Source organism: Bacillus pfraonensis (assembly GCF_050768835.1).
Classification (GTDB): Bacteria; Bacillota; Bacilli; order Bacillales; family Bacillaceae_G; genus Bacillus_A; species Bacillus_A pfraonensis.
On the sequence record NZ_JAHCDO010000021.1, the window covers coordinates 37775 to 60002 of the forward strand.

The window sequence follows — 22228 nt, forward strand, 5'->3', positions numbered from 1 at the left end:
GAAAAGGAAACTCCTTCTATACATGAAAGCTAGGGAAATTCCCACACTAATGTATAAGGAGGGGATTTTATGCCAGAAGTACGCTGTTCTGTTTCCAATTGTTCATTTTGGGGACAAGGTAACTTTTGTCAAGCAAGCGCAATCTTTGTTCAGCCTGACGATCAAAACACGAATCAATCAGATACTGACTCTTATACAAATTCGGCCTTAACAGGCGAAACGCTTGAAAGTTCTGCGACAACAAGCGTTGAAACATGTTGCCAGACGTTTAGACCGAAATATTAATACATGAGTCCCCATCCCTTTTTGAGGTGGGGATTTTTCTTTCATACATAATATGTACAAACTATAGTGCAATCGCTTCTCTTCCAACGCTTAAAGATGTAGAAGCATACTGCTAAAAATATGCTTCTACATCATAATAATTCCATATTTCCAAGCATCATGCATCAGCGTCATATACAAAATCAATATAAAAACGCTTCCAAATAATGTTATCCAGCGATATATTCCATCTTCTCCTTCCCTTGCTTCAATAAAGGACCAAATAAAGCCAACTAAAAGTATTAAATCAATAAAGGTAATATAAAAACCAAACATAAATGACACATACAAATAAATAATAAATAAACAATTCGTTATCAAAAAGATTTTAAATGCAAATTGGCTATTCCCTTTTCTCATAACATGCCCGCCCCCAATCTGTACTGTATTATATTCACAAGAACAGAATAGTTGCGATTGGGCAGGCTAATTACATTTTTCTATATAAATTCATTTTGATTTTTGAACATATAAGCCGCTCCTATGCATGGACGAATCCTCTCTCCCACCCCCAAAAAGGAGGTTCGATTTTTATTTATACAATAAATAAGCTATCGTAAATAGACGATAGCTTTTACTGTACATTATATTTCCGTTTATAAATATTACTTAAAATGGAATAAGGAACTTGCTCATAACGAATTTTCTCCCCTGTTTCATCCATAATATACAAATTATTTCCTATATAATAGCTGCCATTTTGCCCCTTTGAATAAATGGCATATCGTTCATTTGGTAATACCGTTTTTACTTTCGTAAATTGACCATTAGGTTCTTGCCAAAATATATTCATGCGATCCACAAGTGTTACTATTCCAATTTGTTCCTCTTCCATTACTCGTCCATTCCAGCTTGTAACACGATATCCAAGTTTATGAGCTGCATATTCTGGCGATGTATAAAACTGCGAAATAATGACTTTTGTTTGTAACGATACCCGGTCATATAACCATTGTATATCGCGATCATGCATACGAATACAACCATTTGATTCCCTTCCTCCAATGGTTCCTTCTCGATTTGTACCATGAATTGCATATTCTTTTTCATTTAAACCGAGCCACCTTGTTCCAAGTGGATTGTTCGGTGCACCACCTGGAATCTTCTTACGATGATATTCTTTGTTTTTATATTTATTAATGATACAAAATGTACCTTCAGGAGTCGGCGTTTGGCGCTTTCCAGTTGTAACAGGAAACGTTTTTATATAGTTTCCATTTTCAAAAAAAGATAATTGATTTGTCTTAAGGTTAATTAGTATTAAATGATCGCTACTAGCAAAAGTGCTAATTGGTAGACAGAAAAAGAGTACTACAACGAAACATACTTTTTTCATTCATATCCCCCCAAGCATCTCCCTTTAAAGTTGACCATAATATATAATGGCACAATATTAGCTTTTACTATGAGTTCTATTCTTATGAATGAAAATACAAAGCTCCTTCCCTCTTATTTTTATCCATTTACAATCACACCACCATTCACATGAAGAATCTGTCCTGATACGTATGTTGAATCTCCTGAAGCTAAATATACATATGCAGGTGCTAGTTCGTATGGTTGACCAGGTCTCTTCATGGGAACATTACTTCCAAATTCAGCTACCTTTTTCTTATCGAAACTTGCTGGAATAAGCGGTGTCCAAATCGGACCTGGCGCAACTCCATTTACACGAATCCCTTTTTGAACTAAAGACTTTGCGAGCGAACGCGTAAAAGCAACAATCGCTCCTTTTGTTGCAGAATAATCAATGAGTTGCTCATTTCCTTCATACGCTACAATAGAAGCTGTATTTATGATTACATCACCCTCTTTTAAATGTGCGAGAGCGGCTTTTGTAACGTAAAAATAAGAAAAAATATTAACGCGAAATGTTTTTTCAAGTTGCTGCGCTGTAATGTATTCCAAACTTTGCTGCGGATATTGCTGGGCAACATTATTTACAACAATATTCAGACCACCTAGTTGCGAAGCCGCTTCCTTTACAATGTTCTGACAATGTTGTTCACTACTTAAATCACCCGGAAATAATATACATTTCACACCTTGTTTTTCCACAAGTCTTGTCGTCTCATTTGCATCTGCATGCTCATCTAAATAAGCAATAGCAATATGTGCGCCCTCTTTAGCAAAAGCAATGGCAACTGCCCTTCCAATTCCACTATCTCCTCCTGTAATAAGTACATTTTTCCCTTTTAATTTTTCACTACCACGGTAATTAGGGTCCTCGTACTTCGGAAGAGGGTCCATCATCGATTCTATTCCTGGTTGTTTATTTTGGTGTTGCGGTGGCAACGTTAAAAACTTTTTTTGTTCTGTCATGTATCTTTCAGCTCCTTCTCATTTCTCTTTCTTATGATGTACACAATAATGAAAAGTACTTATACGTGAAAAGCCGAAATATAGAAGCAATCTTACGATTAATATTCGAAATTAAGACATAAAATATGAATTGTTATAAACTTTTTATGCAAAACTCTTGCAATACAGTTAAAAAACGAATATTATATATAACTGTTGTGACAATTATTCGTGAACAGAAAGGATGTTTATATGTTTAACCTTTCAAAACATAAAACTTCTATTAAAACTGAAATTATGGCAGGTATCATTACCTTCTTAACAATGGCATATATTATTGTCGTAAATCCTATCATCCTTGGTGATGCAGGTGTTCCATTTGAACAAGCATTTACAGCGACAATTATTGCAGCTGTTGTCGGAACATTATTTATGGCAATCTTCACAAACTTACCAATTGCAATTGCACCGGGTATGGGGCTTAACGCTTATTTCTCTTACTCTGTTGTAAAAGCGCATGAAGGCATGACATTTACAATTGCATTCTCTGCTGTATTCGTAGCAGGCATGATTTTAATTTTGTTATCATTCACATCATTCCGTACAAAACTAATGGAAGCTATTCCTGAAAACTTAAAACATGCAATTACTGCTGGGATTGGCTTATTTATTGCTTTTATCGGTTTACGTATGACAGGAATTGTAGTGAAACATGACTCAAACTTAGTTGGCCTTGGAGACCTTCACTCTGCTCCAGTACTACTTGCATTAGCTGGTCTTGGAATCACACTTATTCTTATGTCTTTAAACATAAACGGCGCATTATTCTTCGGTATGTTATTAACAGGAATTATCGCTTATTTCACAGGACAGTTAACATTCTCAAACGGCATTACATCAATGCCTGGATTACCAGAAGGAATTATTGTTTCTAACCCAATTACAGCTGTTTCTGATGTCATTAATTACGGACTATACGGCGTAGTATTCTCGTTCTTCCTTGTTACGCTATTCGATACAACAGGTACACTACTTGGTGTTGCACAGCAAGGTGGATTTATGAAAGATGGCAAACTGCCGAAATCAGGACGCGCTCTTTTATCTGATTCTTTCTCAGCAACGATCGGTTCTATGTTCGGAACAACACCATCAACAGCGTACATTGAATCATCTGCAGGTGTTGCAGCTGGTGGACGTACTGGTTTAACAACAATTACAGTTGCTGCATTATTTGCGGTTGCTGCATTCTTCGGTCCTCTAGTAGGCGCTGTTTCTGGCGTATCAGCAATTACATCTCCATCATTAATTATTGTTGGTAGCTTAATGATGGGCTCTGTACGTCACATCGATTGGGATACATTCGACGAAGCATTCCCTGCATTCTTAGTAATCTTAAGCATGCCACTTACATCAAGTATCGCAACAGGTATTGCACTTGGATTCATTTCATATCCACTTATGAAAATGGCAAAAGGACAATTCCGCGCTGTACATCCACTTGTATACGTATTTGGTATTTTGTTTGCTTATCAGTTGATTTTCTTACCGCATTAAAATTCCTCGTAATGAGGAATTTTTTTTATGAAAAGTGTTTGACAACATTATATAAATGTGGAATAATTCGAACTAGTTGAATATTTGATGTCTTATCAAGAGCAGGTGGAGGGATGAGCCCTACGAAGCCCGGCAACCGACCCATAATGGGCACGGTGCTAATTCTTACAACACATTGTGTTGAAAGATAAGAGTAACGTGATAAGACGTCTTTTCTCTTTGAAAAGGCGTTTTTTATTTCCTCTCCTCCCCTCTCTTCTTACATTCAGGAGGGATTTTTTTATGAAGAAATTATGTTCCATCTTATTAATCATTCTCTTGTTCACATTAACAGCTTGTACAAATGAACAAGATGCTGTTTCTTCACAGAAACAACAAACCGTAAAAAAAGAAACGACCTCTTCACAAAGTAATTCACAGACAGAAATTCCAAAACAAGTGCAAAAACCGTTAAAAGTTGCTTTAATTATGCAAATGTCTATCGGAACATTCTCCTCCCAATATATTGAGGGGGTAAAAAAGCAAATTGAACAATTTGGTGGTAGCGTACAAGTATACAATTCCGACAATGACTTAGCGAAAATGGCAGCAAATCTAGATACTGCGATTAATTCAAAAGTTGATGGAATTTTAATTGATCACGGTCGCTCTGAGGCACTAAAGCCAGGCGTAGAAAAAGCCTTACAAGCAAACATTCCAATAGTCGCATTTGATAATGATTTACGTTTACCTGGTGTAACCGTTATTGATCAAGATGACTATAGTCTCGCATGGAAGTCGTTAAAAACATTAGCTGAAGATTTAAATGGAAAAGGAAATATAGCTGTAGTATGGGTTGGCGGCTTTGCTCCAATGGAACGTCGCAGCGTTATCATTGATGCATTTTATAAACGTTATCCAAATATAAAAGAAGTAGCTCGATTCGGTACTGCTAGTAATAACACGCCACTAGATACACAAACACAAGTAGAAGCATTATTAAAGAAATATCCTAACAAAGGCGATTTACATGCTATTTTTGCTTCTTGGGATGAATTTGCCAAAGGGGCTGTAAAAGCACTTGAACAAGCTGGTCGCACTGATATAAAAGTATACGGCATTGATTTAAGCAACGAAGATTTACAATTAATGCAAAAAGAAAACTCACCTTGGGCTGCCACAACTGCAACTGATCCAGCTGAAGTAGGTAAAGTACAGGTACGCTTCCTGTATAAAAAAATTGCCGGCGAACATACGCCAGATATTTACTCGTTAGACCCATACATTGTAAAGAAAAATAGTTTACCTACAGAAAGTATCACTATGGAACAATTGTCTAAATACATAAGCGGCTGGGGAAATTCAAAAGATGCGTACTCACCTTGGATGAACAAATTAGAGAAGGAGAAAAAACGATGACATTCTCACTTCAAAACATCACACATTCTTATACAACTACCCCTGTGCTACAAGATGTTTCCATAGAGGTACAAAAGGGAAAAATTCATGCGTTACTTGGAATGAATGGTGCAGGAAAAAGCACCTTATTAAAAATAGCAACTGGCGAAATCCGTCCAGTTGCCGGCAAGATAAAAATTAATGAACAAACCATTTCTTTCACTTCGCCAAGAGATGCAAAAAAACATGGTATTGCTTTCGTTACACAAGAAGTAGATCACGGGCTTATTCCAAATTTGTCTGTATTAGAAAATCTACTAATCGATTATTTAGCACTAAATAGTAAAATTCTATTCTCAAAATCACAACTAACACAGCTTGCTAAAAAATATTTGCAAGCCGTGCACATCGATTTAAACGTTTGGGAAGATATTTCAAACTGTTCTTTACATGAAAAACAATTACTTCTTATTGCAAGAGCATTATCTAATAACACAAGTTATCTTTTATTAGATGAACCAACTTCTTCACTTGGGCCAAAAGAAGTTGAAAACTTTGGTAAGCTATTGCAGCAATTAAAGGCACAAGGAATTGGAATCGTATTAATTTCCCATCGCTTATCAGAAATCAGAAAATTTGCAGATGTTGTAACTATATTACGAAATGGTACCGTTGCATTATCAGAAACGATCACAAAGATTACTGACCAACAAATTGTTGAAGCAATGACAGGAAAACAGCTTTCAATTCCTGTAAATACAAAAACGAAGCAACATACAGAAGATATATTTCAAGTTCATCATCTTCAGTTACACAAAAATCGTTCTCCTGTTTCACTTACTATTCGAAAAGGAGAAACAATTGTTATATATGGATTAATCGGAAGCGGGAAAACAACACTTGCGGAAACATTATTTGGTGCTCGCCATGCTTATCAAGCAACGATAAATGATAAAAATATAACCATTAAGACACCACGCGATGCCATTGAAGCAAAGATTGCACTTGTACCTGAAGAAAGACGAAAACAAGGATTATTCTTATCTGAAAACATTATAGAGCATATGAATTTACATCAATTAGGTTGGAAACAAAAAAAATTAGAAATCAGCTGTGCTGAAACGGCTATCACTTCTTTCAGCATTTCACCAAGTAATCCAAAAACTTCCGTCCATTCACTTAGCGGTGGTAATCAGCAAAAAGTTTCTATTGCGAAATGGACTGGCTTTAAGCCCAATCTCTTTCTTTTAGATGAACCAACAAAAGGTGTCGACGTAGCTGCAAAACAAGACATTTTTCAATTTATTCGGCACATTACAGAGAAGGGAAGTTCCGTTCTCTACTTTACAGGCGAACAGGATGAAGCATTACACATTGCTGATCGTATTTTAATACTAGTGAATGGAGAATTTATAGGTGAATACCTTCCTCATGAACTTTCACCTGAACAACTTTTACATTTATCTGAAGGGAGCTATTCCGTTGAATCTAGTTCACGAAACTAAAACGAAAAAAACATTCCTATCTACTAATCTTTTTTATCAATTTAGTACAATTGCTATTATTATAGGCGTGACAATTTTCTTCTCAATTGTAAATGATTCTTTTTTAACTTATAACAATATTAGTGACATTTTACGTTCCGTTTCTATCGTTACATTACTTGCAATTGGGGTCACCTTCACATTAATTGTTGATGGATTTGATTTGTCAGTTGGCTCTACAGCTAGCCTAGCAACAATCGCCTCTGCTGCATGTCTCGTTTTATATCGCCAAGAATTATGGATGACACTCCTTATCCCTATTCTTTGTGGCCTATTAGTCGGGTTGTTAAATGCACTACTTATTATTCGTATTAAATTACCTGACTTACTAGCTACACTAAGTGTCATGTATATTGTTAATGGCGTACACTTAACATTTTCAAAAGGATCTTCTATTTACGAAGGAATGTCTGGAGCAAACGGAACTGCTTCAGGACATTTTATTCCATCCTTTCTATTTATCGGTCAAGGGGCTCTTGCTAGCATCCCAGTTCCTGTTATTATCATGCTTATAGCAGTTCTCATTTCCTATCTATTTCTAGAAAAAACAACGTATGGTCGTTTCTTTTATATAACAGGTGGAAATCGCGAAGCTGCTAGACTAGCTGGAATTCCTACAGATCGTTATCGTTTATATGCTTATATGATTAGTGGTTTATTCGCCTCGATTGGTGGGATTATTTTGAGTAGCAGAATTGGAACAGGGCAAGTTTCAGCTGGCGCACCATTGCTAATGGATGCCGTTGCAGCTGCTTATATTGGCTATGCAATGTTTGGCGCAAAAAAGCCAAATGTAATTGGAACATTTCTTGGTTCTATCTTAATTGGAATTATATTAAATGGTTTAACAATGATGAATGTTCCTTATTATGCACAAGATATTATAAAAGGTAGTATCTTAATTGGTGCACTTGCATTTTCATTTACAAAAAAGAAGCTTACTCGCAAATAGCGAGGGAAAGAAAAAGCCTTGGTTCACAAATTTTGAGTGAACCAAGGCTTTTTTCTAATACTCTTCATTCATTTGCAATTCTTTACTATACTTTTGAATCAAAAACGAAGAAATAAACATCACCAGTCCCGCGCTGAAACCAATGAGTTGATCTAATAAAAATTCATCATGAATCATAAAGCGTAATAGAAATACGCCGCCAAAAATAATCATTGCCAAATACCCAGTGTGCCGAAGTCCTTTATATACATTTCCCATATGTACCATTCCTTCAAATGTTATATCCATATTATACCACATATTGAAAAGTAATAGATTTTATATTCAATCTATTTAAAAAACAAGAAAACCTCTTTAAGAGGTTTTCCATCCATTAATTTTGTAAAAACGCCTGTAAATCCGCAAACTGTCTCGCAGCATCCTTATATCCTTGCTCATATAAATTTTGCAGTTTTTGTGGGTCTTTTTCCATTCGGTCTACTTGAAGTGGCACTTCTGGACGAATGACGAATAGATTGCCAGCTAATTCTTCTTTTTCAATGTAATGAAGCGTCTCATTGTATGTTTCATAGCGAGTTAGCATTGTATTTACAAGGTGTGGATATTTCTTATAAGCCTTCGCTGCAATCCATCCAAATTTTGATTTTTTCTTAGCATATCCATGATTTCTCGTTAAAATAACAACTGATTTCTCATAGCCATCTTTTTGCGCTTTTCGAACTGGAATTGGGTCCGAAATGCCGCCATCCAATAATTGTTTACCACGATAATTTACAACTGGTGCGATAAATGGCAATGAGCTAGATGCTTGTAGTAACGTCAATGCATCTTCATTTGTACCTTCTTTTTCAAAATACATTGGTTTACCTGTTTCACAGTCTGTCGTCCCTACTAGAAAACGCTCTGCACTATTAAAATATGTGTCAAAATCAAATGGCACGTGCTTTTCTGGAATTTCACGAAAAATAAAGTCCATATCAAATAGCTGTCGTTTTTTCCATAAATTTTTGTAAGATAAGTATCTTGGATGTGTTGCATAATCAATATTTACTGTTTTATTTCGATTTCTTTGTCTTGAAATATATGACGCCGCATGACAAGCTCCTGCTGAAACACCAATAATATATGGGAAATATAAATCCTGTTCCATAAAGTATTCTAGTATTCCCCCCGTATATACGCCGCGCATACCGCCGCCTTCTAATACTAACCCCGTATTTTCAAGCATTGTTTTCTCTCCTCTTTATATATATAGACTCTTTAATTATTCATCTTGTTAAGTATCTCTTTCTATTATATACGAGTCTCTCCAAAAACCATATTCAGAAGGCTTAATGCGAGCAGAAATTATTCCTCTACTTTTCTAAATGCGCTCCTACATCCTTTATAAACCTTTGAATCAATGACAATTCCTCTTCTGTATATTGACTTAAAAGTAATAGCCACTTCTCTTCAGCTTGTTGATGAAGTGTCTCATGTGCTATATAAATTTCATTTCCACTATCTGTTAAACGGAAAAATATTTCTTTTTGATTATCTAGCATTTTCATCTTTTCAACAAATTGTTTATGAAACAATTTTGTACAAATTTTAGAAATGGCTCCCTTTGTCATTCCCATCTCTTCCGTAATCGCTGTCACATTCATTAAACCTTTTGTTCCTATGCATTGAATTACGTGTAGTTCTGATAGAGACATACCGCTTACACCTGTCTCACGAAGAAACCGCTCATCATTTTCCTTCATATGCTCTTCTTTCTTATGAACAAGTGTGCGAATATCCGAAAGTATTTCTATTTGCCTTAATGTACGGTCCAAATCGGATCCCCTCCATAATACGGTTTAAGTTTCCATAGAAACAATTTAACTATATACCATTGTAAAATCATTTTTTTATCTTTACAAGTGAGAAAATAATGTTAAAATTAATTTAGTTTCCGAGGAAACTAAATTAAGGAGGGTTTATTATGAGACATTCATTATCTTCATCAAGATTAAACTCCATTCTATACATTGTTTGCCTGAGTGCTCTATTAGGTTCTTTTGCTCAAAATATTTACACACCTATTTTACCAATGATTCAAGATTCCTTTCACACCTCTCTTTATCTTGTAAATTTAACTGTCTCTATTTTTACTTTTGTTCTTGCCATTATGCAGCTTATTTATGGACCATTCATTGATACAAAAGGGCGAAAATATATTTTGATTCCTAGCCTATTCATCAGTACAATCGGTACCATTGGCTGTGCTTTTACAGCAAATATTTATATATTTCTTATTTTCAGAGCCGTTCAAGCAATAGGAATAGCAGCCATTCCTGTTGTAGCTGCTACCATTATTGGTGACTTATTCGAAGGAAAGGAACGCGGAAAAGCGATGAGTCTTTACCAAATGGTACTTGTCCTTGCTCCTGCTGTAGGTCCTCTCATAGGCGGTTATCTTGGAAATATAAATGGTCACGTATCTATTTTTCTATTCTTATCTACAATTGGTGTATTCCTGTTAATTGTAAATGTTACATTGCTACCAGAAACAAAACCCGCTCTGCCTAAAACAGCTAAAAAAGCTAAGCCTTATCGGAGTATTTTAAGAAATAACACTGGATTTTCTATCGCAATCATTGGCTTTATACAGTTTTGTATTTACTTTTGTTTTCTCGTTTTTTTACCTAGCATACTCACAAATTTATTTCATCAAAATGCAGGTGAAATTGGAATGATATTTGTACCAATGTCCTTATGTATTATGCTAGGAAGTTATTGCTACAAGTTTTTACAAAGATTCCTTACTACAAAACAAGCTTTACTGATTACTAGCTTTTTCAATATCATATGCGTCATTCTATTCTCTTTCACATACCATCTAAGTATTCCCACGGTTCTCCTTGTCATATCCCTATACGGTTTTAGCATGGGGTTATCCATGCCGACACATACCACTTTATTAACAGAAGAATTTGTAGAAGAAAGAGCAACTGCCATTGGAATTTATAACTTTATTCGTTATATTGGAATGGGCATGGGACCAATTGTAGGTGGTTTTCTATTATTTAATCAAAATTACTTTTGGATCTTCTTTACAGGGGCAGTTCTTTTTCTAATCGTGGTCTTATATTCGATGAAAAAGCTAGCTCATCATCCTGTAAGAAACGCAGAAATTCAAAAGGCTAAATAACAAGCAAAAAAGAGAGTATCCGAGAACAGCTCTTTTCCTGGACTTAGACATTCTCGCTTTATGTAGTTTTTGAATAAAGTCTGATTAAAAACACCCCACAAACTTATATTTTAAAGTATATAAGAAGACTCCATTTTGAAAAAAGATTGGTCAAAATGGAGTCTTCTTCAGCAAATTTAAATTTTTTTATAAAAAGTTTGATCGTTTTAAGATACGTTTTATCGAACATTAGCACCTATTAGTTGATTAGTAATAGCGGCTTTCTTCAGTGGCAATTGCTTTTGTTTCATGAACTGTACCATACGGATGCTCTGGCGGTGCATAGATAGCGTAAATTTTAAGTGGTATATTACCCATATTGGTTACATTATGCCATTTTCCAGCAGGTATCATAATCGCATAGTCATCATAGGCCATTTCTTGAAAATCTAATTTATCTTTGCTATCCCCCATTTGAACAAGCCCCTGACCTTCTTCAATACGTATGAATTGATCAGTTGTCGGGTGGACCTCTAAACCGATATCACCTCCAACATGAATACTCATCAGAGTCACCTGTAAGTTTTCCCCTGTCCATAAAGCGGTGCGGTAAGTATTATTTTGCTTAGTAGCTTGGTCAATATTCACTACAAATGGTTTCGGTCCATAATCTGTTAATCTGCTGCTTCCGTAATAAGGATTCCAGTTGTTATTGTTCCTATTACAATAATAAGGATTCCAATTATATATCCAATTGTTGTTATTCCAATTGCTATGCATTGGATTTTCCCACTGATAGTGATGGCATGATTTACGGTACATATTCATGCTCCTCTCATGATTTCATTTACCTTTTATCCTATGCAGCTGCCTATTTATATGGATGCAAAATGGGGATAAATGGGCAGTAATAAATGATCAAACTTTATTTCAAAGAAACACTTTACACTCTTTGATCAGCAACAATATGAATATCAATATGCTTCGTTTGCCTCATAATTTCATTTACAATAGATCCTTTTCTAATTTCTTCCCATCTTGTTCTTGCTGATTGACCGAGTAAAATTTGAGTGACCTGTAATCGTTTTGCAACTTCAATAATGACATCAGCTGGTTTTCTTCCTTTTGCTTCTTCCAACAAAAACGTAGCATGAAATTGATTCGTCAATGATTGCCACTCATCAATTGTTTGCCTTTTGCTTACCGATAATGATTCTATCTTTTCTCTTTCAACATTTAATACATATAATTCAGCATTTAATCGATCTGCCATACGCCAACCACGCCGTATTAATTTCTCTGCTGTTGAACTATATTGCACACAAACGAGAATTTTTTCCTTTACACCTATTGGATCCATTACCGATTGGCTAATTTTATCATCCATATCGTCTGCAACTTCTCTAAGCGATAACTCTCTCAAAGCTCCTAAATTATTAACTGTAAAAAAGTTTTGTAAGCTTTTCTGAATTTTTTCTTCCTTATATATCTTTCCATCAATTAATCGTTTCCGCAGCACTTCCGGTGTTACATCAACAAGTTGAATCTCATTTGCTTTTTGTAAAATAAAATCTGGAATGCGCTCTCGTACTTTTACGTTTGTAATTTGTTCTACAATATCATGAACGCTTTCTAAATGTTGGATATTAAACGCTGATAATACTGATATTCCCGCCTCTAATAGTTCTTCTACATCCATATATCTCTTTTTATGTTTTGATCCTGGGATATTGCTATGTGCTAGTTCATCGACAACAACTACTTGTGGTGCTCTCTTTATAATCCCTTCTACATGAAGCTCATAAAATACTTTTCCTTTATAGTTTATTTCTTTTAAAGGGACTTTTTCTAAATCAGCAATTGCTTCTTCTGTCTCTTTTCTTCCATGTGTTTCAATTAAACCAATGACAATATCAATGTTCTCTTTTTTCATTTCCTGCGCATCAAACAACATTTTATAACTTTTTCCTACTCCTGGAGCAGCACCTACATATAGCTTCAATTTCCCTCGATTCATTCTCCTTATTTCCTCTAAATATTCCTCTGGTGATCTTCTTTGAAATGTGGGTTCATCATTTTCAGCGTACATATTCTTATCACATCCTTACAAAACGAACTACCTCAATCGATATGGATTGAGGTAGTTTATCTATTATTTTGTTAGTTTTTGCACTTCGATGTTTAACTTTAATACATTGACACGTTCTTCCCCATATAAACCAAGTGCACGACCTTCTGTATGTGAAGCAATCATATCTTTTAATTTGTCTTTTGAAATTTGTGTTTCTTTCGCAACACGATCCACCTGTGCGTATGCGGATTTTGGACTAATATCTGGATCAAGTCCAGAAGCTGAATTTGTAATTAGATCCATCGGCACTTCAGTTACTGGTACAGAGGGATTATCTTTTTTCCATTTTTCAATACTTTGTTCTGTACGTTGCAGTAGTTCCGGATTAGAAGGCGCATAGTTATTAGATCCAGAACCTTCTGCTTTATACTCAATACTGGATATACGCCCTTGAAAATATTTTGGAGATTTAAATTCTTGACCGATTAATTTAGAACCAATTACTTTACCTTTATCATATATTAAACTTCCATCTGCATTATCCTTCATCGTTATTTGTGCAACCCCAGTTACCGCAGATGGATAAATCAATCCACATAACACAACAAGCACACCAGTTAAACGAACGACGGGTCCTAAGAAACTTTGTTTTTCTGTCATGAGTATGTCCCCTTCTCTATTAAATGAATAGTCCAACGACTAAATCAATGAGTTTAATACCGATAAATGGTACAAGTACACCGCCAAAACCGTAAATAAATAAGTTACGCGAGAGCAATGCATTCGAACTCATCGGTTTATAAGAAATTCCTTTCATTGCTAGCGGAATCAACATTGGGATGATGATTGCGTTAAAAATGAGCGCTGAAAGAATGGCTGAAAATGGCGAATGTAACCCCATAATGTTTAATGCTTCCATTTGCGGAATTGCCACTGTAAACATTGCAGGTATAATCGCAAAATACTTCGCAATATCATTTGCAATACTAAATGTCGTTAATGCACCACGCGTCATCAATAACTGTTTTCCAATTGCTACCACTTCAATAATTTTCGTTGGATTGGAATCTAAATCAATCATATTCGCTGCTTCTTTCGCCGCCGCTGTACCACTATTCATCGCAAGGCCAACATCAGCCTGTGCAAGTGCCGGTGCATCGTTCGTACCATCACCCGTCATTGCAACTAATTTTCCTTTTTCTTGCTCTGCTTTAATAACAGCTATTTTATCTTCTGGCTTACATTCTGCTACAAATTCATCTACCCCCGCTTCTTTGGCAATCGTTGCCGCTGTTAATGGATTATCACCCGTACACATTACGGTTTTAATCCCCATTTGACGAAGTTGTTCAAATCGCTCACGCATACCCGGTTTTACAGTATCCTTTAAATAGATTAAACCGAAAATACGATTCCCCGCTGCAACCGCAAGTGGTGTTCCACCTTCTTTTGCAATCAAATCTGCCTTTTGATGTAAATCTTTCGGAATCGTTCCACCTTGAGACTGCACCCAATCAACGACCGCTCCAACAGCTCCTTTTCTTACCTTTACTCCATCGTTTAAATCAACACCACTCATTCTTGTTTCTGCTTTGAATGGAACAAATTCTCCTGTTTCTGCTTCTGACGCATTGTAAGAAAGACCTTTTGAGTTTACATACTCAATAACGGAACGGCCTTCTGGTGTTTCATCTAATACAGAGCTAAGCGCCGCCCATTTTGCTAATTTTTCAATTGTTTCATTTCCGGCAGGTAACAAAGTATGCGCCATACGATTCCCAAATGTAATGGTACCCGTTTTATCTAAGATGATCGTATTGATATCCCCTGCTGCTTCTACTGCTTTCCCGCTCATTGCAAGTACATTAAACTTTGTGACACGATCCATCCCAGCTATCCCAATCGCAGATAACAATCCACCAATTGTTGTTGGAATTAAACAAACAAGTAAGGCAACGAGAATCGATGTATCAATTTGAAAACCTAAATAATTCGTAAATAACGGCAGTGTGACAACTACAATTAAAAAGATTAATGTTAAGCTAGTTAGTACTGTATTTAACGCAATTTCATTTGGCGTTTTTTGACGTGTTGCTCCTTCGACTAACGAAATCATTTTATCTAAAAACGACTCACCTGGATTACTTGTAATCTGTATCGTAATTTCATCACTCGCAACCATCGTTCCGCCTGTCACAGAACAAAAATCGCCGCCCGCTTCTTTCATTACTGGGGCTGATTCCCCTGTAATAGCGGATTCATCTACCGATGCTAAACCGCGTATAACTTCTCCATCACCTGGGATCATCTCGCCTTGTTTCACAAGAACGATGTCACCCTTTTTCAAACTAGATGCTGAAACTCTCGTAACCTCTCCATTTTCTTTTACAATATTAGCAAAGACATCTTTTTTCGACTGTTTTAACGAATCAGCTTGTGCCTTTCCCCGTCCTTCTGCCAACGCTTCTGCAAAATTTGCAAAGAGAACTGTAAATAATAGAACGAGTGTAACTGTTATATTGAACCATAATGGAACATTTGTTGATAAGCTCGGTACAATTGATAAAATCAATGTAATGAAAAAGCCAATTTCCACAACAAACATAATTGGATTTTTAACCATTTGCTTCGGATTTAACTTTACAATGGATTGTTTTAAAGCAGTTGATACAATATCACGATCCATTGTTTTCGCGCTTCTTATTTCACCATCTTCTCGTTTTGGAGATGGCACGGCTTGTATATACTTCTCTTTCACCATAGCTGGTCTCATGTTTATTCCCCTCGCTTCTTTCTTATAGAGTTAGAAACTCTGCAATTGGCCCTAATACTAATACTGGGAAGAATGTTAATGCACCAACAATAAAAATTGTGCCAACGAAAATTCCACCAAATAAACCGTTATCCGTTCTGAATGTTCCGACTGTTTCTGGTACTAATGTTTTCTCTTTCAATGAAGCTGCCACTGCAAGCATTGTGACTAAGCCAAAGAAACGAGCTAAATACATCACAAGTCCGGTTGAAATATTCCAAAATGGTGTATTATCTGCTAATCCTTCAAAACCAGAACCATTATTTGCTGCCGATGAAGTAAATTCATAGATTACTTGTGTAATACCATGGAATCCTGAATTTGTAATTGCATCCGTGCCTAAACTTGTAGAAAAAGCAATCGCTGATGCACCCAAAATTAATAATGGTTGGAATAATAATGTTACTGCGATTAGCTTCATTTCTTTTCCTTCTAGCTTTTTACCAAGAAACTCTGGTGTACGTCCGACCATTAAACCTGAAATAAAGACCGCAATCATCGCATACATCATAACATTTATAAATCCTGCTCCGACACCGCCAAACACTGTATTTAACAGCATATTCACAAGTGGTAACATCCCGCCAATTGGCGTAAATGTATCATGCATCGCGTTAACCCCACCTGTTTCAGAAGCAGTTGTTACTGTCGCAAATAAAGATGTCATTACTGTTCCTAATCGAACTTCTTTCCCTTCCATATTCCCCTCTGTACTATCCATTCCTAAATGATTTAATACTGGATTTCCTTGTAATTCAGCCGTTACAACTGTACCAAATCCAATAATAAACATCATGAGCATGGATACAAATAAAATTCTTCCTTGTTTTTTACTGCCTATCATTCTTCCATATGTGAATGGAATTGATGTTGTAATCAACATCATAAGCATCATTTGTAATACATTTGTAATTGCTGTTGGGTTCTCAAAAGGATGTGCCGAGTTAACCCCAAAGAATCCTCCACCGTTATTCCCTAGCATTTTAATAGATTCTAAAGATGCTAACGGACCGCGCGGAATCATCTGTTTTGCACCTTCAAGTGTATGTGCTACCGCAGTGCCACTGAACGTTTGTGGCATTCCTTGTGCTATGAATACAAGTGCCATAACAAATGCGATTGGCATTAACACCCTTATAATTGATCGAACAAAATCAACGAAGAAATTTCCTAATTCTTTTCCTGCTAGACCACGAATAAATGCAATTGCTAACGCTAATGTTGTCGCTGGTGCAGTAAACATCATAAACGTAATTCCAATCATCTGTGATAAATACGACAAACCACTTTCACCGCTATAATGTTGTAAATTTGTATTCGTCATAAAACTAATTGCTGTATTAAATGCAAGTGTAGGTTCCATACCCTCCACTTTACTTGGATTTAATGGGAGAATACCTTGCAATCTAAAAACAAGATAAACAAATAGAATCATAAGTCCATTTGTTAACAACATCGCTAATGCGTATTGTACCCATGTCTGATTACACTGCTTTATACCACCACATTTAAAAATGACTCCTTCAATTGGTCCAAATACTTTCTCTAATGTTTTACTACCTTGAAACGCTTTTTCTAAATAAGCCCCCATCGGTTTCGCTAGTAGCACAAATAATAATATCGTTACGATAGCTGCCACCCATACCATCATCGCCTTTTCCCCCTAATTAAAACTTCTCCGGATTTAATAACGCATAAACTAAATACACAGTAATCGCTGCTACAATAACTGATAAGGCAATCATCATGATTGCTTCCCTTCTTTCACAACTTTATCTGACCAGCTCGTAAGCCCTATCATCGATGCTACTAATACAACAAAGATTCCGATTATCACTACATCTAGCATTCCAATCCCTCATTTCAAAATGTTAAAATTTACCATTTACCTATCAAAAAAAGAACACTGAGGCTCTACTCAGTGTTCAAAAATGAACAACACAAAAGTAAACCTCCTCTCCAAACGCTTACGAGGTTAGCTGTCGGATTCGGGCCTAAAGAGTAGCCCTACTTTCGTAATGAAAGATTCACCCCAAGTGACAATGCACAAAATTGGTTCCCCCGCTCCAAATAATTGGACTCAGCGATATCAGGTTGTTTTTGGAAATTTTTATGAACAATTTATGAATGTAAATATACTCCTCTCTATTTCACTTGTAAAGAGGAAAATTACCTAAAATAAGAAAATATCCCGTCGTTTAAGCGTTTACATTAAGGGTTTTTAATATTTTCTCATCTGTTTCCTTGTCTTTCCTTTCTTTTTCATTAATCATCTTTTAAATATGAAAGAAAAAAGAGCGAATGATTTTAAGTGTATAGTTTGTAACACTTAAAACTCGCTCTCTTTTCTATTCAAAACTTATTCTCTTTGTAAAAATGAACGTAAATTTCTCCCTCGAGTATAAATTTGTGACAGCTCCACATGCAGTTTCTCATATTCAATAATATCCGCTTCTAAATACAAATTATCTTTCGATGGCAAGACTATATATGGATCTGGAAAAATAGGATCTTGCATGGCTAATTCTTGAACTCGCTCCAATGATACCGCCCAACGATTTGCTATATCCTCACGTAATAACACCTTCATCTTCACTTCCTCCGCCCTATTCAAAAAATAAAAAAGAAATGTTATCACAATTTGTAAACACTACAAATTTAGCTCCAATTGTTTCATAGAGCCTTACGGGATATCGTTTATTCCTTGTAACAACTGTAATAGGCGCTTGAAAAGAAAAGCGAATGCGCTCCGTAAAGAAACTAACCGTTGGAAGTTCATCTCCTAGTAAGATTACTTTTTTTATTCCGTTACAAATACTTGTTATATTTAGTTCCTTATTGCAGTAATACGTTGATTCAAAGCCATATGCTCGCACTTCATCTGCTATTTGTTCATTTGCTGTAAAAATAATTAAATCACTTTGAAAAGATATTAACTTTCTTAAACTATTTACTTTACTTTCTTCCCCTACACAAACGAGTGTTAATTCTTTTTCCTCATCCATGTACATCTTCCTCCTTAGCATAAAAGAATTCGAATATAGATTGATATTCTCCTATACTAATCAGACCGATGAAGCGATATATCCATCCATGCACCATCCTCTCCCAAGACGCTTACGAAGTTAGCTGTCGGATTCGGACTTTGAGAGTAGCCCTACTTTCATCATGAAAGATTCACCCCTAGTGACCATGCACAATTTGGTTCCTCCGCTCCAAATGAATTGGACTCAGCGTTACAAAAAAAGATTCTGGCTGATATAATACTCCTAAATATGGAAAAAGTAAACAACAAAAAAGCCAGTTATATGACCGTTAAACGGGAGAGATAGAATTTTTAGCAAGAGCGCTGTAGAGAAAAATTGGCAAATGAAATTTTATCGGCGCAAATCCAAATATATCGACCGTTTCTCAACATATATCAGCGATTTTTTCAATATATCGGCGATTCGACAAAGGATATCGACCGCGCGACAAATAACGACAAAAACAGGAGCCTGCTAGCTCCTGTTTCCGAATACGAATATTTATACACGTGTTTCTTGTCGTTTATATGCAAAATGATTCGTTGGTCCATGACCACTTCCAATATTTAATTGCTGTTCAATTGCTATGCTAATAAACTGTTTCGCTTCTTGAACCGCTTCTTCAATCGGATACCCTTTTGCAAGTCCCGCCGTTACAGCAGATGCAAATGTACAACCACTACCATGCGTTTGTTTTGAATCAATTCTTTCGCTTCTAAATTCAACAAACTGCTGACCATCAAAAAGTAAATCAATTACTTCGTTACCTTGGTATTCAGCATGTCCACCTTTCATAAGAACATACTGAGCACCTAATTTGTGCAATACTTTTGCAGCTTCTTTGCTATCTTCTATATTATGAATCTCCATTCCTGTTAATACTTCTGCTTCCGGTACATTGGGAGTTATAACTGTGGCAATTGGTAGTAAATATTCCTTTAATGCTTGCACAGCTTCTTGTTGTAATAGAGATGCTCCACCTTTTGCAATCATAACAGGGTCTAGTACAATATTATTCCAGCCAAATTTTTTAATGTTTTCTGCAACAACCTTAATAATTTCGCTACTAAATAGCATACCAAGCTTCACAGCATCTGGTGTTAAATCTGTACCAATAGAATTTAATTGCTCCTGAATCCCTTCTATTGCAACTGGATATACACCTTGCACACCAAGTGTATTTTGGGCTGTAATAGCAGTAATAACCGTCATTCCGTATACACCTAGCTCTTGAAATGTTTTTAAATCTGCTTGAATCCCAGCACCACCGCCGCTATCAGATCCAGCAATTGTTAAAGCTTTATTCACTTTCATCTCACTCACCCTTTTCCTATCCAAAATAACGATGGTAAATTGTTTTTGCTTCTACTATATCTTTCGTTCCATGTACAAGAACCCGGCCATCTTGAAACGCAACTAGTCTCTTATCTTCAACCGAAAATGATAATAAATATGGATTCACCATTAAATCAGCTACACGATCGCGCAGCAGTTCTTTATACCGTTCAAAATCTAATTGTTCTTTATGGGGAGGTCTAATTTGAACTGTATTTCTCCCGCATAAAACTGCAGTTTTTGACGTATTATCCTTATTTAAATACGGATACACAGCTTCCTCACCACATGAAGGACAATTATGTTTTCGAAGTTTTTGTACATTCATACATGAATATTCATTTTTCCATACATCAAACGATACAAGCCCTTCCCTAAGTGCCTCATCATCTCCTACTAAAAGTTTAAGAGTTTCCGTTACTTGGTGAGAAACAACGAGAGATACAGCAGGTGAAATGATCCCTGCTGTATCACATGTCGCTCCGCCAAGCGGGATGGATTGTAATAAACAAGATAGACACGGAGTCTTTCCTGGTAAAATCGTATAAGAAAGACCGTAGCTTCCTACACACGCCCCGTAAATCCACGGAATAGAATACTTTTGTGATATATCATTAACGATAAAACGTGTTTCAAAATTATCAGTCGCATCAATCATGACATCAACATTTTTAACGAGCTCTTCTAATTCTTCAGCTGTTACATCCTGGACAAGAGCCTTTATCGTTACATGACTATTAATTGCTTGCAAGCGCCTTTGGGCTGCTATAGCCTTGGGAAGATTATTTTCTACATCCTCCTCACAATATAGCTGCTGACGTTGTAAATTACTCCAATCAATATAATCGCGATCGACAATTGTTACACGGCCAACACCAGCTCTCACAAGCATCTCTGCATTCGCACTACCAAGTGCTCCCGCCCCGATAATTAGTACATGCTTGTCTCCTATCTTTTGTTGCCCTTTTTCTCCAATTGGAGAAAATAGCTCTTGGCGAGAATATCGATTATTCAACTACACTCATTCCTTCTAAAGGACTACTTGCCGTCGCGCAGCGCTTACGTGCAATACGCCCTGCTTCAAATCCTAAGCGCCCTGCATGAATACCTAGTTTCATTGCGGATGCCATTTTAATAGGGTCTTTCGCGCCTGATACAGCTGTATTTAATAACACGCCATCTGCTCCCAATTCCATTGCAAACGCAGCATCCGCTGGGCTACCAACACCTGCATCAACAATAACTGGTACTTTTGCTTGCTCAATAATAAAGCTTAAGTTTAATGGGTTCACAATGCCAAGACCTGAACCAATTGGTGATGCACCAGGCATAATCGCGTGAACACCAAGCTCTTGTAATTTACGAGCTAATACAACATCATCTGATGTGTAAGGAAGAACGATAAAACCTTCTTCTAGTAGCATTTCAGAGGCTTTTAATGTCTCTACTGGATCTGGTAATAACGTTCTGTCATCTCCAATAACCTCTACTTTTACCATGTCACAAAGCCCTGAAGCTTTTGCTAATTTCGCAATACGAACTGCTTCCTCAGCATTTTTCGCTCCTGCTGTATTTGGTAGTAATGTATACTTTTTTACATCAATTTTTTCTAACAAATTCGGTTGGTCTGCATCAAATATATCCATACGACGTACTGCAAATGTTAAAATTTCTGCTTCTGATACTTCAATTGCTTTTCTTTGTACATCATAATCTGAAAATTTTCCTGTTCCTAATAAAAGTCTAGAGTTGAATGTAAATGGTCCAATGTTTAACAT

At 36.2% G+C, this 22228-nt stretch carries 24 protein-coding genes and 3 riboswitches; of the genes, 6 read left to right on the forward strand and 18 right to left on the reverse strand.

Going from position 1 to position 22228, the window contains the following annotated elements; all coding sequences use genetic code 11:
- The first annotated feature begins 69 nt into the window (after positions 1-69).
- On the forward strand, positions 70-285 hold the full coding sequence (locus KFD70_RS20045) for a DUF1540 domain-containing protein (RefSeq protein ID WP_336450669.1): 216 nt from the start codon (positions 70-72) through the stop codon (positions 283-285).
- A 126-nt stretch (positions 286-411) separates the two neighbouring features.
- On the opposite strand, the gene KFD70_RS20050 is transcribed toward KFD70_RS20045, so the two are convergent.
- The 3 genes from KFD70_RS20050 to KFD70_RS20060 form a co-directional block, all read right to left on the reverse strand.
- On the reverse strand, positions 412-684 hold the full coding sequence (locus KFD70_RS20050; protein ID WP_336450668.1) for a hypothetical protein: 273 nt from the start codon (positions 682-684) through the stop codon (positions 412-414).
- Between the two features lie 214 nt (positions 685-898).
- Positions 899-1660 (reverse strand): L,D-transpeptidase, encoded by a 762-nt coding sequence (locus KFD70_RS20055; RefSeq protein ID WP_336450667.1) that lies wholly within the window; start codon positions 1658-1660, stop codon positions 899-901.
- A 119-nt stretch (positions 1661-1779) separates the two neighbouring features.
- A complete protein-coding gene (locus KFD70_RS20060) occupies positions 1780-2646 on the reverse strand; it encodes an SDR family oxidoreductase (protein ID WP_336450666.1) in 867 nt (288 codons plus the stop codon).
- A gap of 231 nt (positions 2647-2877) precedes the next feature.
- Between KFD70_RS20060 and KFD70_RS20065 the strand changes: the two genes are divergently transcribed.
- The 4 genes from KFD70_RS20065 to KFD70_RS20080 all read left to right on the forward strand — a co-directional run bounded on the left by KFD70_RS20065 (position 2878) and on the right by KFD70_RS20080 (position 8052).
- The gene (locus KFD70_RS20065; RefSeq protein WP_241818212.1) at positions 2878-4179 is read left to right on the forward strand and encodes an NCS2 family permease; all 1302 of its coding nucleotides are present in this window, start codon (positions 2878-2880) and stop codon (positions 4177-4179) included.
- 89 nt (positions 4180-4268) lie between these two features.
- Positions 4269-4373: riboswitch (SAM riboswitch) on the forward strand.
- Between the two features lie 88 nt (positions 4374-4461).
- Entirely contained in the window at positions 4462-5577 is a 1116-nt protein-coding gene (locus tag KFD70_RS20070) for a sugar ABC transporter substrate-binding protein (RefSeq protein ID WP_431613297.1), read from the forward strand.
- Positions 5574-7061, forward strand: a complete 1488-nt coding sequence (locus tag KFD70_RS20075; protein ID WP_431613298.1) for a sugar ABC transporter ATP-binding protein — start codon at positions 5574-5576, stop codon at positions 7059-7061. Before KFD70_RS20070 ends, KFD70_RS20075 begins: the two co-directional genes overlap by 4 nt.
- On the forward strand, positions 7039-8052 hold the full coding sequence (locus tag KFD70_RS20080; protein ID WP_336450663.1) for an ABC transporter permease: 1014 nt from the start codon (positions 7039-7041) through the stop codon (positions 8050-8052). The genes KFD70_RS20075 and KFD70_RS20080 overlap by 23 nt, the downstream gene beginning before the upstream one ends.
- 54 nt (positions 8053-8106) lie before the next feature.
- Here KFD70_RS20080 and KFD70_RS20085 read toward each other — a convergent pair whose 3' ends face one another.
- From KFD70_RS20085 to KFD70_RS20095, 3 genes are all read right to left on the reverse strand, one after another.
- Complete coding sequence (locus KFD70_RS20085) at positions 8107-8340, reverse strand: hypothetical protein (protein WP_336450662.1); 234 nt, start codon at positions 8338-8340, stop codon at positions 8107-8109.
- Positions 8341-8425: 85 nt separating this feature from the next.
- Positions 8426-9280, reverse strand: coding sequence for a patatin-like phospholipase family protein (locus tag KFD70_RS20090; protein WP_431613299.1), 855 nt, complete (start codon positions 9278-9280; stop codon positions 8426-8428).
- A 127-nt stretch (positions 9281-9407) separates the two neighbouring features.
- Positions 9408-9869: a MarR family transcriptional regulator gene (locus tag KFD70_RS20095; RefSeq protein WP_336450660.1), complete on the reverse strand. Its 462-nt coding sequence runs from the start codon at positions 9867-9869 to the stop codon at positions 9408-9410.
- Positions 9870-10018: 149 nt separating this feature from the next.
- On the opposite strand from KFD70_RS20095, the gene KFD70_RS20100 reads away from it, so the two are divergent.
- Positions 10019-11227, forward strand: a complete 1209-nt coding sequence (locus tag KFD70_RS20100) for an MFS transporter (protein ID WP_431613300.1) — start codon at positions 10019-10021, stop codon at positions 11225-11227.
- A 246-nt stretch (positions 11228-11473) separates the two neighbouring features.
- Here KFD70_RS20100 and KFD70_RS20105 read toward each other — a convergent pair whose 3' ends face one another.
- The 12 genes from KFD70_RS20105 to KFD70_RS20160 all read right to left on the reverse strand — a co-directional run bounded on the left by KFD70_RS20105 (position 11474) and on the right by KFD70_RS20160 (position 22228).
- Positions 11474-12028, reverse strand: a complete 555-nt coding sequence (locus tag KFD70_RS20105; RefSeq protein WP_336450658.1) for a cupin domain-containing protein — start codon at positions 12026-12028, stop codon at positions 11474-11476.
- A gap of 121 nt (positions 12029-12149) precedes the next feature.
- Positions 12150-13295 carry a KdpD-like non-kinase potassium sensor gene (gene kdpDN, locus KFD70_RS20110; RefSeq protein ID WP_431613301.1) on the reverse strand — a complete coding sequence of 382 codons (1146 nt, stop codon included), beginning with the start codon at positions 13293-13295 and terminating at the stop codon, positions 12150-12152.
- A gap of 63 nt (positions 13296-13358) precedes the next feature.
- The gene (kdpC, locus tag KFD70_RS20115; protein ID WP_431613302.1) at positions 13359-13937 is read right to left on the reverse strand and encodes a K(+)-transporting ATPase subunit C; all 579 of its coding nucleotides are present in this window, start codon (positions 13935-13937) and stop codon (positions 13359-13361) included.
- Between the two features lie 19 nt (positions 13938-13956).
- On the reverse strand, positions 13957-16050 hold the full coding sequence (kdpB, locus tag KFD70_RS20120; RefSeq protein ID WP_431613303.1) for a potassium-transporting ATPase subunit KdpB: 2094 nt from the start codon (positions 16048-16050) through the stop codon (positions 13957-13959).
- Positions 16051-16072: 22 nt separating this feature from the next.
- Complete coding sequence (gene kdpA, locus KFD70_RS20125) at positions 16073-17737, reverse strand: potassium-transporting ATPase subunit KdpA (RefSeq protein WP_431613307.1); 1665 nt, start codon at positions 17735-17737, stop codon at positions 16073-16075.
- Positions 17738-17756: 19 nt separating this feature from the next.
- Positions 17757-17837 (reverse strand): K(+)-transporting ATPase subunit F, encoded by an 81-nt coding sequence (gene kdpF, locus KFD70_RS20130; RefSeq protein WP_000972378.1) that lies wholly within the window; start codon positions 17835-17837, stop codon positions 17757-17759.
- Positions 17834-17938: a signal peptide protein gene (locus KFD70_RS20135; protein WP_336450654.1), complete on the reverse strand. Its 105-nt coding sequence runs from the start codon at positions 17936-17938 to the stop codon at positions 17834-17836. Before KFD70_RS20135 ends, kdpF begins: the two co-directional genes overlap by 4 nt.
- 101 nt (positions 17939-18039) lie before the next feature.
- Positions 18040-18185, reverse strand: a riboswitch (cyclic di-AMP (ydaO/yuaA leader).
- 263 nt (positions 18186-18448) lie between these two features.
- Positions 18449-18679: a hypothetical protein gene (locus KFD70_RS20140; protein ID WP_431613304.1), complete on the reverse strand. Its 231-nt coding sequence runs from the start codon at positions 18677-18679 to the stop codon at positions 18449-18451.
- A 16-nt stretch (positions 18680-18695) separates the two neighbouring features.
- Positions 18696-19094 (reverse strand): hypothetical protein, encoded by a 399-nt coding sequence (locus KFD70_RS20145; RefSeq protein ID WP_431613305.1) that lies wholly within the window; start codon positions 19092-19094, stop codon positions 18696-18698.
- A gap of 93 nt (positions 19095-19187) precedes the next feature.
- A riboswitch (cyclic di-AMP (ydaO/yuaA leader) is annotated at positions 19188-19335 on the reverse strand.
- Between the two features lie 281 nt (positions 19336-19616).
- A complete protein-coding gene (gene thiD, locus KFD70_RS20150) occupies positions 19617-20429 on the reverse strand; it encodes a bifunctional hydroxymethylpyrimidine kinase/phosphomethylpyrimidine kinase (RefSeq protein WP_336450651.1) in 813 nt (270 codons plus the stop codon).
- 16 nt (positions 20430-20445) lie between these two features.
- On the reverse strand, positions 20446-21465 hold the full coding sequence (locus KFD70_RS20155; protein WP_336450650.1) for a thiazole biosynthesis adenylyltransferase ThiF: 1020 nt from the start codon (positions 21463-21465) through the stop codon (positions 20446-20448).
- Positions 21458-22228: a thiazole synthase gene (locus tag KFD70_RS20160; RefSeq protein WP_336450649.1), complete on the reverse strand. Its 771-nt coding sequence runs from the start codon at positions 22226-22228 to the stop codon at positions 21458-21460. Before KFD70_RS20160 ends, KFD70_RS20155 begins: the two co-directional genes overlap by 8 nt.

Excerpts from the sequence above, each read along its gene's own strand:
- kdpB (WP_431613303.1), bottom strand. The coding sequence starts at position 16,050 with ATGAGACCAGCTATGGTGAAAGAGAAGTATATACAAGCCGTGCCATCT.
- kdpC (WP_431613302.1), bottom strand. The coding sequence starts at position 13,937 with ATGACAGAAAAACAAAGTTTCTTAGGACCCGTCGTTCGTTTAACTGGT.
- KFD70_RS20070 (WP_431613297.1), top strand. The coding sequence starts at position 4,462 with ATGAAGAAATTATGTTCCATCTTATTAATCATTCTCTTGTTCACATTA.
- KFD70_RS20060 (WP_336450666.1), bottom strand. The coding sequence starts at position 2,646 with ATGACAGAACAAAAAAAGTTTTTAACGTTGCCACCGCAACACCAAAAT.
- KFD70_RS20145 (WP_431613305.1), bottom strand. The coding sequence starts at position 19,094 with ATGGATGAGGAAAAAGAATTAACACTCGTTTGTGTAGGGGAAGAAAGT.
- KFD70_RS20050 (WP_336450668.1), bottom strand. The coding sequence starts at position 684 with ATGAGAAAAGGGAATAGCCAATTTGCATTTAAAATCTTTTTGATAACG.
- KFD70_RS20100 (WP_431613300.1), top strand. The coding sequence starts at position 10,019 with ATGAGACATTCATTATCTTCATCAAGATTAAACTCCATTCTATACATT.
- KFD70_RS20135 (WP_336450654.1), bottom strand. The coding sequence starts at position 17,938 with ATGCTAGATGTAGTGATAATCGGAATCTTTGTTGTATTAGTAGCATCG.
- KFD70_RS20055 (WP_336450667.1), bottom strand. The coding sequence starts at position 1,660 with ATGAAAAAAGTATGTTTCGTTGTAGTACTCTTTTTCTGTCTACCAATT.
- KFD70_RS20160 (WP_336450649.1), bottom strand. The coding sequence starts at position 22,228 with ATGTTAAACATTGGACCATTTACATTCAACTCTAGACTTTTATTAGGA.
- KFD70_RS20105 (WP_336450658.1), bottom strand. The coding sequence starts at position 12,028 with ATGTACCGTAAATCATGCCATCACTATCAGTGGGAAAATCCAATGCAT.
- thiD (WP_336450651.1), bottom strand. The coding sequence starts at position 20,429 with ATGAAAGTGAATAAAGCTTTAACAATTGCTGGATCTGATAGCGGCGGT.
- kdpDN (WP_431613301.1), bottom strand. The coding sequence starts at position 13,295 with ATGTACGCTGAAAATGATGAACCCACATTTCAAAGAAGATCACCAGAG.
- KFD70_RS20140 (WP_431613304.1), bottom strand. The coding sequence starts at position 18,679 with ATGAAGGTGTTATTACGTGAGGATATAGCAAATCGTTGGGCGGTATCA.
- KFD70_RS20075 (WP_431613298.1), top strand. The coding sequence starts at position 5,574 with ATGACATTCTCACTTCAAAACATCACACATTCTTATACAACTACCCCT.
- KFD70_RS20085 (WP_336450662.1), bottom strand. The coding sequence starts at position 8,340 with ATGGATATAACATTTGAAGGAATGGTACATATGGGAAATGTATATAAA.
- kdpF (WP_000972378.1), bottom strand. The coding sequence starts at position 17,837 with ATGATGATTGCCTTATCAGTTATTGTAGCAGCGATTACTGTGTATTTA.
- KFD70_RS20045 (WP_336450669.1), top strand. The coding sequence starts at position 70 with ATGCCAGAAGTACGCTGTTCTGTTTCCAATTGTTCATTTTGGGGACAA.
- KFD70_RS20065 (WP_241818212.1), top strand. The coding sequence starts at position 2,878 with ATGTTTAACCTTTCAAAACATAAAACTTCTATTAAAACTGAAATTATG.
- KFD70_RS20090 (WP_431613299.1), bottom strand. The coding sequence starts at position 9,280 with ATGCTTGAAAATACGGGGTTAGTATTAGAAGGCGGCGGTATGCGCGGC.
- kdpA (WP_431613307.1), bottom strand. The coding sequence starts at position 17,737 with ATGGTATGGGTGGCAGCTATCGTAACGATATTATTATTTGTGCTACTA.